This is a genomic window from Luteitalea sp. (assembly GCF_022842525.1).
Lineage (GTDB): Bacteria > Acidobacteriota > Vicinamibacteria > Vicinamibacterales > Vicinamibacteraceae > Luteitalea.
In genome coordinates this window covers 1-11444 of the sequence record NZ_JALHPM010000192.1, presented here as the reverse complement: position 1 = coordinate 11444, position 11444 = coordinate 1, and the positions used below count along the sequence as shown (strand labels likewise).

Here is an 11444-nt window from a genome sequence, read left to right as displayed (position 1 = left end):
GCGCGCCGCGGCGAAACCGCGGGCGATGGCCTCCCACAGCCGCTGCGCGGCCTCGTCGAGTTGGCGGGCCTGCGACGCCGGCCGGGCCACGGGGGCGAGCGCCCGCTCGCGGGTGATCGCCTGATCGAGATCGACGCGGAGGCGATCGAAGGTCTGCTGCCAGGCCGACAGGGGGTAGGGCTCGCTGCGGTCGGTCATGTCGCGCAGCGTGTCCTGGATCGTCCGGACGTTGGTGTCGATGCGGATCAACTGCAGCGTGTCGAGCCGGTGACGCTCGGTGAGGGTGACCTGCTCGTCGCGCAGGCGGCGCACCTCGACGCGCGCGTAGATCGACGCGGTCACCACCATCAGCGCGGCCATCAGCACGCCGACCACCAGCCACGTGACGGGGCTGCGGGGCGCGGCGGGATCGGGGGAGGCGGCGTCTGACATGGGACAGGTGCCCGGCCGTGCAACGGGTCGGGCAGGGCTTAGACTGACAGCAATGCACCTGCCACGACGAATCGGTCTGGCGACACCCTCACGCTGGCGGTGGCTGCTGATGCTGTCGCTGCTGGCGACTGCCCCGGCAGTCTATCCGAGCGGGACGTCTGGTGGCAGCGGGCGCGTCGCGGCCAGCGGCGCGCAGGTCGACCCGCGGATGGCGACGGAGGCCGAGGTCCGGCAGCGCTGCGGCACGGTCTGCCACAAGTTTCCGCCGCCCGACATCCTGCCGCGGGCCGCGTGGCGCGATGAACTCGTGCGCATGCAGTTGATCATGGACGGCGTGCCGGAGCCGGCGGGCATGATGGGGGCCGCCAGTGCGATGATCCCGCTGCCGCCCGACATGCTGCGAATCCAGCGCTTCTACGAGTCGGGCGCCCCCGAGGCGCTGCCGGCCCACACGCCCTGGCCGGCATCGACAGGCACCCGCGTCGGGTTCGAACGCCGCGCCCTGCACATGGACGGCCAGCCAGGTCCGTCACATCCCGCCATCGCCAACGTCCGCCTGCTGGACCTCGATGGCGACGGGCGTTCGGAGGTGGTCGCCTCGGACATGCGGGCGGGCCTCGTGCTGGCCGGTGCGCCGACGGCCGGCACCAGCCTCCGCGCCATCGCGGAGGTGCCGCACCCCTCGCACATCGAGCTGGTGGACCTCGACAAGGACGGGCGCCAGGACCTGCTCGTGGGCGACCTCGGGTCGTTCCAGCCCGCCGACCACGCCAACGGGGCCGTGGTATGGCTTCGCCGCAGCGCCGACGGCCGCTACACCCCCATCGTGCTGGCCAACAGGCTGGGGCGCGTCGCTGACGTCCGCGCCGCGGACTTCGATGGCGACGGCGACCTCGACCTCGTGGCGGCGGTGTTCGGGTGGCGACGATCTGGCAGTCTGGTGCTGCTCGAGAACCGCACGACCGACTGGAAGTCACCGCAGTTCGTCGCCGCCGAACTCGATCGCCGGCATGGCGCGATTCACGTGCCGGTCACCGACCTCAACGGCGACGGCAAGCCCGACATCGTCGTGCTGTTCGCTCAGGAGCACGAGACGGTGGCGGCGCTGATCAACACGGGCAAGGGCACGTTCCGCACCGAGACGATCTTCGAGGCGCCGCACCCGAACTGGGGGTCGTCGGGCATCGATCTCGTCGACATCGACAAGGACGGCGACCTGGACGTGCTCCACACGCACGGCGACACGTTCGACGACTTCATCCTGAAGCCGTACCACGGCGTCACGCTGCTCGAGAACACGGGGACCTACCCCTACACGGCACGCCCGATCGCCGCCTTGCCCGGAGCGCACCGGGCGATCGCGGTCGACTTCGACGGCGATGGCGATCTCGACATCGCCGCCGCCGCGATGGTGGCCGGGGGTGGCGGGCCCAACGAGGCGTCGCTGCCCGGGGTGGTGTGGATCGAGCAGACGGCGCCGCACACCTGGACGCGGCATGCGATTGCCGTCGGGACCCCGGCGTACGCCACGCTCGACGTCGGCGACACGGACCGGGACGGCCGGCCCGACCTCGTGGTCGGCCATTTCGCCTTCGGCCCGGCGATGGACGGCCTCGTGAGCGTGTGGAGGAACCTGCGCCGCTAGGGAGGGCCCGCTCGCCGAGCGGGCCGGGGTCGGACGCCTCGGCGAGGCGTCCCGCCCACGTCAGCCGGCGATGCGGAATGTCGCCGTCTTGCTGTCGGCGCCGTGCCGATCGGCGATGCTCACCCGCAGCTGGTAGACGCCCTGCGGGAGGGCGTCGATGGGAATGCGCTGCAACTGCGGCACTCGCCCGTCGCCATCGAAGCGATCGAGCGCCAGGGGGGTCGACGACACGACGCGCCCCTGCGACAACAACTCCAGCCGTCCCGTCGTGTTGGTCCCCGGTGCCCCGTAGGCCGTGAAGAAGAACGCGAGTTCGCGGTCGTCGCGTCGACGCAGCGGGACGCCGAGATCGGGGTACAGCAGCAGATCGCCGACATAGAGCGGATTCTGCGCATCGCGGTCCCCGGGCTTCACCGTCTCGGCGCGCCGCACGATGACGACGCTGCTGACGCGCGCGTGCCGGGACTCCGGCGATGGCACGGTGACCGTCGAGATGCGGGCACTGCTGCGCTGGGACTTCGCGTCGAACACCATCGCTTCGACGCTGTAGACGCCGGGCAGCAGCTCCGGCTGCCGGTAGAACAGGATCTCGCCCGACTTCGCGGCGTCGAGTTCGCCGAGGCGCCCCGACAGCAGGTACTGCTGGCTGGTCTTGTAGGTCGTGCGCCCACGCGTGTCACGCACCCGCACCACCACCACAGCCTCGGCACTGTAGGTGCCCTCGGCCTGATCGACGTGGTACGTCAGGGCGTCGGTCTGCACGCCGACGACCAGCGGCGTGAGCCCGGGTCGCGTCACTTCCGGAAACGACAGCGCCCCGGCCCGAATCGGGAAGGCGTTGGGCAGCGGCGTGCGGTCGAGCGCGGCCAGGGGCACGCTCTCGTAGCCGAGGATCGGCATCGGACTCAGGGAACGCACCGCGAAGTAGCCGCGCCGCGCGAACACGCGCGCGCCGGGGCGCCGCACCTTGACGTCGATCTCGCGAAACTGCCCGTCGAACTGCTGGTTCATCGGGGCGTAGGTGAGGACGTAGTGGAAGCGCATGTCCTCGTCGATGCGCGTGAAGGCCGACTGCAGGTTGTTGGTGTCACGCACCAGGAACCCGCCCGTGTCGCGCGCCAGATCGCCGAGGCCCGTGTGCGGATCCTGCCGCAGCATGTCCTCGTTGCGCTCCATCACCCTCAGCATCGCGCCGCCGACCGGCAGCGCACCCGTCTCGTTCTGGACGATGCGGTCCGTGCCGGTGGCGGTCATCTCGCGACGCACCTCCGCGATGGTGCTCTCGGCACGCAGACCTGAGGCGTCGACCGTGTAGATCGTCACGTTGGCGCGGTTGGCCGTGTCCACCACGGAACGGAAGGCCGCGAGAGCCCCCGGCGGCACCGCCAGCCCCTCGGAGAAGAACACGATCGTCTTGCGGCCGGGAATCTCCTGCAGGCTGGCCACCACCGACAGCAGCGCGTTGGTGGTGCTGAAGCCCTGTCGCTCGCGCTCGAGATTGTCGAAGATCTCGAGCATCCGGCTCTCCATCCGGTTCTGCGCCAGTTCCACCTCGATGCTGCCGATGGCCTGCGTCCCCGCGTTGGAGGGTGCCCCCCGCGTGGCGACGACCGTGCTCACCAGTTCCGGGCCGAGTTCGAGCCGCCGCTCCTGCAGTTCGACGATGCGGCGATCGCGGGGCTGGAACTGCGAGGCGCTCAGTCCGCCGACCTTCTGCAGCCCTTCGCGCACCGTCGCCGCATCGCGGCTGAACGGCTGCACGAGGTTGACCTGCAGGTCGATGGCGAAGACCGCCGTCTCGTCCTGCAGTTGGCCGCTCATCGGAATGCCAGCCAGGGCGGCGCGCTGCGCCAGCGAGCGGTTGTCGGAGGTGAGGCGATCGAAGACCAGCGCCATCACGCCGGAGGCCTCGGGGGCGGGCGCGGCCTCGGGCGCCGGTGCACCGGGCGTGTCGAGCCGCACGGCGCCGTCGCGCTTCTTCGCACTGACCGCGATGCCCGCGCCGCGGTTGGCCACCGAGAACGACCCGAGGGCGTGCTTGAGCCGGTCCTCGTAGATCTCGAAGTCGTCGGCCGTCAGGTCGGTCAGCAGCGCGCCCTTGCGGTCGCGGACGACGACATCCACGACGATGGCCGTGGAGGTCGTCTCGAAGCGGGGGGAGCCGGCCTCACCGGTCGGCGCCGGGGCGTTGGGATTGGGACGCGTCTGGGCCCACACCCCGGCCGTCAGGAGCGTCGAGGCCGTCGCCGCAAGCGTCCAGTGGATCAGGCGTGGGGTCACCATCACGCATCCCTCCCGGCACGGGTAACCGGTGCTAGGCCAGCGCCGCCGCGATCCCGCGCATGTAGGAGAGCGACTCCAGCATGCCGGGCACGGGGGTGTCGGCCTTGATCTCGTACTCGAGCGACACGTGGCCGGCGAACTTCGCCTTGACGAGTTCCCTGAAGACGCCCACCACCGGCAGCACGCCCCGGCCCACTTCCACCTGGCTGTCGCGGCTCGTCGTGTCGGTCAGATCCTTGATGTGCAGGTCCAGCAACCGGGGGCCCGCCTGGCTCACCGCCTTGACCACGTCGGCGCCGGCGCGCACCGCATGGCCGATATCCATGCAGACGCCCATGCGCGGATCGCGGTTGCCGATCTTCGCCAGGACGTCCGACGGTGCCGGCCACCAGGGATCTTCGGTGCCGTGATTGTGGATGGCGGCCTTGATGTCGAACTCCTTGACCATCTTCTCGAGGAGGTCGAGCGTGTCTGGCGCGGGCGAGCACACGACCAGCGGCATGCCGGCCGCCCGGGCGTACTCGAAGTCCTTCCGCATCGCGGCCTCGTCCGCCGTCTTCCAGGTCAGCGTGCCGCCGCCCATGATGGTGATGCCGGCGTCCTCGAACTCCTGGCGCGCCGCACGGATCTGCTCGGGCGTGTCGGTGCGCGCGAGGTGCACGTCCTTGATGGTGACGTACGAGACGCCGAGTTCCTTCAGCGCCGCGATGGCCTTGTCGCGCGGGAACTTGCGCAGCGAATAGGAGGCGACACCGATCTTCAGCGGCAGCGCCGGACGCGCGACATCGGCGACAACGGCCGTCGACGAGGCAACGGCTCGCGCCAGCGGCAGCAGCGGCAACGTGACGGCAGCGCCGGCCAACTGGAGGACCGATCGACGGGACAACGACACGGAAGACGAGGACACGGAGACTCCTTCGGTTCAGTCGGCCAGGTCGGGCAGCCTGGCGGGAGGACGCGCGCTGGCATGCGTCCGGAATTCCTTGAGCAGCGTCAGCGCCACGGCGTGCTCGGGCACCGGCCCCGCGGATCTCGCGAAGGCGGCGACGATGTCGCGAAACCGCTGCCGATCGATGTCACCCGGCGAATCGACGTTCAGCACGCCCATGGCCCACCCCGGAAACGCCCGCTGCCTGATGGGCCCATCGACCAAAAGCACCAGATCGCTGTGCCGGTCGTAGGTCAGCAGCAGCGGCTGCCGCCGGCCTTCCAGCACCTGCACGAAGTGGCCACTGCCGTAGAGCAACAGCCCCGTCAGCCCGTCCTGGGCATTGCGAATCCGGGCCTGCTCGCCCAGCGCCGCGAGGTCGGCCTCGGACCAGCGCCTCGTGGTCTCGCTCAGGTAGAGCATCTGGAACAGGGACATCGGCCGGTAGGCCGAGCATACCTCAACGCCCCGCTACGGCAGCACCGTGAAGCGCGTCGCGCGCGTCAGCAGGCGCCCCTCCACGGGCACGCCGACGCGCACCTCATAGGTGCCTGGCATCAGGTCCGTCGCCGGCAGCGACGCGATCTGCTGGATGCGACCGTCACTGCCCGGCGGATTGAGCGCCAGTTCTGCTTCGCCGACCAGGGTCGTGCCCCGCAGTAGCCGCACCTGCGCCGCGCCGGGGGTCATGCCCATCGGCACCACCGAGAAGGCGAACGTGACATCGGACGCCTCGGTGCGAGTGATGGTCCTCGCGAGGTTCGGGTACAGCAGCACACCGTCGTGCAGCAGCGGGCTGCGCAACTGGGCGCGTGTCGTCACGCCCTGCTGCGCATGCTGCACCACGAAGACGCTGCCGACGCGTGGCAGTCCTCGTGGCGAGCGCGGCACGTCGAGGCTGCCGACGCGCACGCTGGCGCGGTCGCCCTGCATGTCGTGCACCACGGCCTCCACTTCGTATGTCCCCGCCGGCAGCGACACCTGGCGATAGAACAGCATCTGCTGGGCCCGCGACGTCTCGAGCTGATCGAGGGGGCCTTCGAGCACGTACTGATCGCTCGCCTTCGCGAGCACCTTGCCATTGATGTCACGCAGGCGGAGCAGGAACACCGCCTCGGCGCGGTAGCGCTCCTTGTCGGTGTCGTACCGGAAGTGGCGGGCGTCGGCCTGCACGATCAGCGGCACGACCGACATGTCGGGGTCCATCGTCGGGAACACGAGACGCTCGAGGTGCACAGGGAACGCGTTCGGCAGCCGCGAGGCCTCGAGCGCGGAGACCGCAGGAGCCTCCCAGGCATGCGTGACGAAGCCCTTCGTCGGCGGGATGGCGAAGTAGCCATGGCGCGCGGTGACGGTCACGCCCGGACGGGTCACCTTCACCTTGATGCGGCGGTACTTGCGGTCGTACGTCGGGTTGGTCGACACGTAGGTGAGGACGTAGTGGTTGGCCATGTCCTCGGACACGCGCGTGAAGATGCGGGCGAGGTCGTTGGTGCTCTCGATGTAGGCGCCGCCGGTGTCCCGCGCGATGCGCCCGAGCGAGGCGGCTGGCGTCGACATCATCCCGGCCTCGAAACGCTCCACACCAGTCATCGTCATGCCGGACACGGCGGCCGCGTTCAGCATGTCGCGGAACTCGTCGTTCGGCGACACGGGACGAAGCCCCGCGGCATCGACGGTGTAGATCGCGACATTGGCCCGGTTGGCGGCGTCGATCACGTCCTGCAGGCGCCCGCGCAAGGCCGGGCCCTGCTGCAGTCCCTCCGACAGCAGCACCAGACTCTTGCGCCCGGGCACGTCCGCCATCGTGCCGATCAGCGCCAGCAGCGCCCCCTGGGTGATGCCACTCCGGAAGTCGCGCTCGGCCATCTCGTACCCGAGCGCCATGCGCAGCTGCATCGCCTGGAGATCACTCGCCACCCCCTGGTTCGCGGGTGAACTGAGCGGCGGCGGCACCGCACCCACGCCGACCCCATCGCCTCCTGCCTGCAGGTCGAGGATGGCGGCGCGATCGCCGCCGAACGGCAACGCCTGGTTCTGCCCGAGCAGGTCGACGGCCGTGCGAATGCGCGCATAGTCGCGCGTGAAGTTCTGCACCGGCACGAGCTGCAGGCCGATGCCGAACACCCCGATGACCCCCGGCGCCTCGGGCCCGCGCCCGATGAACTGTCGCGCCGCGCGATGGGCGAGCCACCGCGCCTCCGGGGCCAGTTGGTCGAACACGATCGCGACGACGCCGGCGTCACCGATGCTGTCATCGGGCGTCACGCTGGCGTCGGGCACCGCCGCGAACGCCGGCGTGTCGATCTCCGCGGTCGACACCACGCGCACCGCCTGCTGCTGCTTCGCGGTGAACGACGTCACCTGCTGCAGGACGCCGTTCTCGCTGATCTCGAAGTCGTCGGCGGTCAGGCCCGACACGGGCCGCCGGCCGTCGCCCCGCACGACGACGTCGACGACGACGGCATCGGTCCGGAGGCGAAACGTCGGCTCGACGTCTGGTGAGGTGGGCTGCTGCGCGTGTGGCCACGCCGCCGCGAGCGCGGCCGCGACAACGGTGAGGGCGACGAGACGGCGATCGAGCGACATGGCACGCCTCCTGGCCTCAAGCGACAGTGGGAGGGCCGGCTCGCCGAGCCGGCCGTCAGATTCGGCGTCGCGGGCCGCTCGGCGAGCGGCCCCTCCCAGTCTACGGCGTGATGGTCACGCGGGCCGAGCGGGCCACGAGGGTCGTGCCGGTCTGCACGGCGACCCGGATCTCGTAGGCGCCTGGCGCCAGCGCGTCCATGGGCAGCCGACCGATCTGGTGGATGGTGCCCGTGGCGTCGGGCTTGTCCAGCTCGAGTGGCGCCTGGCCGACGACCTGGCCGCTGCGGACCAGCGACACGGTGGCACCGCCGACCGGCGCCGAGCCCGGCTGCACGGCGAAGGCGAAGGCCAGCTCCTTCGACTCGGCCTTCGACAGCGCCTCGCCGATGTTCGGATACAGCAGCGTCTCGCCGAAGTAGAGCGGGTTGGTGGCATCGCGCTCGCCGACCGGGACCTTCTCGGCACGCTGCACCACGAACAGGCTGCTCACGCGCACCGGGGCGGTCGACGCCGGCGGCACTTCGAGGCTGCTGATGCGGACGCTCGCCTTCGCGGTGTGCGTGTCGTACACCAGCGCCTCGAGCGAGTAGAGCCCGGGCGGCAACACCGGCTTGCGGAAGAAGACGACGCGACCGGCCTGCGAGCTGGACAGCTGCTCCTTCGTGCCGGCCAGCGTGTACTGCTCGCTCATCTTGGCGAGCACCTGCCCGTTGCCATCGCGAATACGGGCGATGACCACGGCCTCGGCCCCGAAGCCGTCCGCGCTGGTCTCGTAGTCGAGATGCTTCGTGTCGAACCCCACCAGCAGGGCGGCCGTCGACGTCGTCGCGTCCTTCGGGAAGACGAAGGCGCGGGCCGCGATCGGGAAGACGTTGGGCAGCGGCGACGACTCGAGCAGTGCCAGCCCTGGCGCTTCGTACGCGAGCACCGGTGCCCCGTCGGCGCTGGGCGGCACCGCGTAGTACCCCTTGCGGTGGGACACCGTGAGGCCCGGTCGCTTCACCTTGACCGCGATGCTGCGGAATTTGCCGTCCATCTCGGGCCTGGTGGACGAGTACGTCAGCACGTAGTGCGCGCGGATGTCCTCGTCGACGCGCGTGAAGCCCTTGTCGAAGTTGTTGCTGCCGGCGATGAGGAAGCCGCCGGTCTCGTTGGCCAGCTGGCCGAGGCCCGACGAGGGATCCATGCGGAGACGATCCTCATTGCGCTCGAGATAGCGGGACGCGGCCCCGCCGGCCCCGATGCTGCTCTCGCCGTTGTTGAGGCGACCGGCCGCGTAGGCGTTGATCTCGTCGCGCGCCTCGGCCTGCGTGCTCTCGGCCCGCAGCCCCTTGGCGTCCATGGCGTAGACCGCGACGTTGGCGCGATTGGCCTCGTCGATGAGCGACAGGAAGCGCGGCATCACGTTGGGCGGAATGACGAGCCCTTCCGAGAAGAACAGCACGCTCTTGCGGCCGGGCACCAGCTTGAGGGCGTTGACCACGGCCGACATCGCGTTCATCGTGCCGTAGCCCTGCTGGTCGCGCTCGAGCATCGTGAACGTCTCGGACATCCGCTGCTGCATCTGGGCCACGGCCAGGTCGGCGCCCGCGGCGCCCTGGGCCGCGCTGGTCGCCGGTGTGCCGGTGCCGATCGACGCCATCGTGTCCTGAATCTGCGTGGCCCGCTGCTGGTTGCTGCGCGCCTCAGCCAGGGATTCGGAGGCCTGCGAGCCCGTGCGTGTGCCCACCTTGTCGAGCGCGGTGCGCAGCGCGGTGGCGTCACGCGTGAACGGCTGCATCACCTCGAGTCCCCAGTCGGTGGCGAAGATGCCGACGACATGGTCGCTCTCGGTGCCCTTGCCGATGTAGCGCTCGGCCGCGATCTTGGTGAAGCGGCGCGAGTCGGACGACAGCCGATCGAACACGAGCGCCACCACCGACCCATCCCCGCGACCCGGCGCGGGCCGGGTCGCCGCCGCGGGCGCCGCACTGGCCGCTGGCGCGGTCGCCGCGGTAGGAGGTACGGCTGAGGGGACCACCGGCGCCGCGCCCGCGCGTGCCGGCGCGTTCTCCGCCGCAGGCAGACGGAAGGATCCGACCTCCTGCGGGGCGCCGTCTTCCAGCACCTCGAACTCCTCGGCCTTCAGGTCGGTCACCGGCAGGCCCTTGCGGTCGCGCACCACGAGGTCGACCACGACGGCGGTGACGCTGGACGAGTCTCCGCCGGTGGTGCGACGCGGCACCGGTCCCTGCGCCGCCACCATCGTCGTCGCCAGCGTGAGCAGGATGAGGGTCTTCGTCAGTGTCGGCATCGGTCGCACTCGGGGCTGGGAGCTGGGCGCTCGGCGTTCTGCATCTTGGGACCTGAGTCTTGAGTCTTGTCCTGAGCCCTGAGCCCTGAGCGCTGAGCCGTGAGCCGTGAGCCGTGAGTCTTTTCCTGAGTCCTGAGTCCTGAGCCCTGAGCCCTGAGCCCTGAGCCCTGTGACACCTTACGGCGTGACCCCGCCCACCGCCGTCTGGCCATGGCGCTGCAGGCGCGACAGGCGGTCGAGGCGCGTGAACTCGTCGCGCGCCTTCTCGGCGTCGGCGGCGCGTCCAGCACGGGCGTAGGCCTTGGCGAGGGTGAAGTACACGCCGGGACTGTTGGGCTCGAGCGTGCGGCTCTGCTCGAGCGAGGCGATGGCCGCAGGCACCTCGCCTGCCTCGAGATGGACCTGCCCCATCAACCGGTGCGCGATGAAGTCGGTAGGGGCCAGCTCGATGGCCTTGACGGCGTGAGGCCTGGCCCTGTCGGCGTCGCCGCGCTTGAGGTACTCACCGGCGATCTGCACATGGGAGGTGGCATGCCCGGGCTGAATCGTCAGTTCGCGCTCGAACTCGCGAATCGCGCGATCCGGGTCGTCGGTCAGCAGGAACACCGCGAACGCGTAGTGCACGTGCGGCGCCTCGGGAAAGCGCAGCGTGAGTTCCTCGAAGGCCGTGCGGGCAGCCGGGGCCAATCGCATCGCCATGAAGTAGCTCCCGCGACCGGCCATCAGCACCATCTCGCGCTTCTGGGCCGGCACCTCCGACGGCAGCAGCGGCAGTCGCAGCGTTGCGGTGCCCAGCGCCTCGATGATCTGCGGCGAATCGTTACCCTCGAGGGCGAACTCGCCGAGTGTGTTGAGAGCCACCTCGAATTGCCCCAGGCGAGTCATGGCGAGGCCCGCATGAAATCGCGCAACGGACCCGAGCTCGACATTGCCACTCACACCGAGAGCCTTGGCCTGCAGCAGGTCCACGAGGGCGTCCGCGTACTCTCCGGACTTGAACGTGCACAGACCACGGAATGCCGTGGCGGCGCCATGGTTCGGATCCAGGCGCACCAACCGATCGAAGGCACGACGCGCGTCACTCCACTTCTCGAGATCGTAGAGAGTCGTGCCCAGATACCACCACGCCTCCATGCTGCGCGGCGCCTGCTGCACGACCTTCTGATACAGCCCCACGGCATCTTCGAGGTCGCCGGCCTCACGCGCCGCATCGGCCTTGCGCATCAGTGGGCCGCGGGCGGCGGGTCGCGGCGCGGCGGCGGTCGCCGGCGCAG

7 protein-coding genes and 1 pseudogene are annotated in these 11444 nt (G+C 70.2%); 1 reads left to right on the top strand and 7 read right to left on the bottom strand.

From position 1 onward, the window contains the following. Positions 1 to 432: pseudogene (locus Q0C41_RS25760) on the bottom strand (sensor histidine kinase); the annotation flags it as partial. Between the two features lie 52 nt (positions 433 to 484). Here Q0C41_RS25760 and Q0C41_RS25755 point away from each other — a divergent pair. Beyond that, the gene (locus tag Q0C41_RS25755; RefSeq protein WP_291988849.1) at positions 485 to 2077 is read left to right on the top strand and encodes a VCBS repeat-containing protein; all 1593 of its coding nucleotides are present in this window, start codon (positions 485 to 487) and stop codon (positions 2075 to 2077) included. A gap of 60 nt (positions 2078 to 2137) precedes the next feature. Here Q0C41_RS25755 and Q0C41_RS25750 read toward each other — a convergent pair whose 3' ends face one another. From Q0C41_RS25750 to Q0C41_RS25725, 6 genes are all read right to left on the bottom strand, one after another. Further along, entirely contained in the window at positions 2138 to 4360 is a 2223-nt protein-coding gene (locus Q0C41_RS25750; protein ID WP_291988847.1) for a VWA domain-containing protein, read from the bottom strand. Positions 4361 to 4391: 31 nt separating this feature from the next. After that, positions 4392 to 5267: a sugar phosphate isomerase/epimerase gene (locus tag Q0C41_RS25745; RefSeq protein ID WP_291988845.1), complete on the bottom strand. Its 876-nt coding sequence runs from the start codon at positions 5265 to 5267 to the stop codon at positions 4392 to 4394. Positions 5268 to 5282: 15 nt separating this feature from the next. Continuing rightward, positions 5283 to 5726, bottom strand: coding sequence for a BLUF domain-containing protein (locus tag Q0C41_RS25740; protein ID WP_291988843.1), 444 nt, complete (start codon positions 5724 to 5726; stop codon positions 5283 to 5285). A 33-nt stretch (positions 5727 to 5759) separates the two neighbouring features. After that, positions 5760 to 7877, bottom strand: a complete 2118-nt coding sequence (locus Q0C41_RS25735; protein ID WP_291988841.1) for a VWA domain-containing protein — start codon at positions 7875 to 7877, stop codon at positions 5760 to 5762. A 100-nt stretch (positions 7878 to 7977) separates the two neighbouring features. Then, the gene (locus Q0C41_RS25730) at positions 7978 to 10170 is read right to left on the bottom strand and encodes a VWA domain-containing protein (protein WP_291988839.1); all 2193 of its coding nucleotides are present in this window, start codon (positions 10168 to 10170) and stop codon (positions 7978 to 7980) included. 177 nt (positions 10171 to 10347) lie between these two features. Beyond that, positions 10348 to 11444: tetratricopeptide repeat protein (locus Q0C41_RS25725; RefSeq protein WP_291988836.1), on the bottom strand; the 1097-nt coding region annotated here is incomplete at its 5' end.

Coding starts and splice junctions, on each gene's coding strand:
- Q0C41_RS25750 (WP_291988847.1), bottom strand. CDS start 4,360: ATGGTGACCCCACGCCTGATCCACTGGACGCTTGCGGCGACGGCCTCG.
- Q0C41_RS25740 (WP_291988843.1), bottom strand. CDS start 5,726: ATGTCCCTGTTCCAGATGCTCTACCTGAGCGAGACCACGAGGCGCTGG.
- Q0C41_RS25735 (WP_291988841.1), bottom strand. CDS start 7,877: ATGTCGCTCGATCGCCGTCTCGTCGCCCTCACCGTTGTCGCGGCCGCG.
- Q0C41_RS25730 (WP_291988839.1), bottom strand. CDS start 10,170: ATGCCGACACTGACGAAGACCCTCATCCTGCTCACGCTGGCGACGACG.
- Q0C41_RS25755 (WP_291988849.1), top strand. CDS start 485: ATGCACCTGCCACGACGAATCGGTCTGGCGACACCCTCACGCTGGCGG.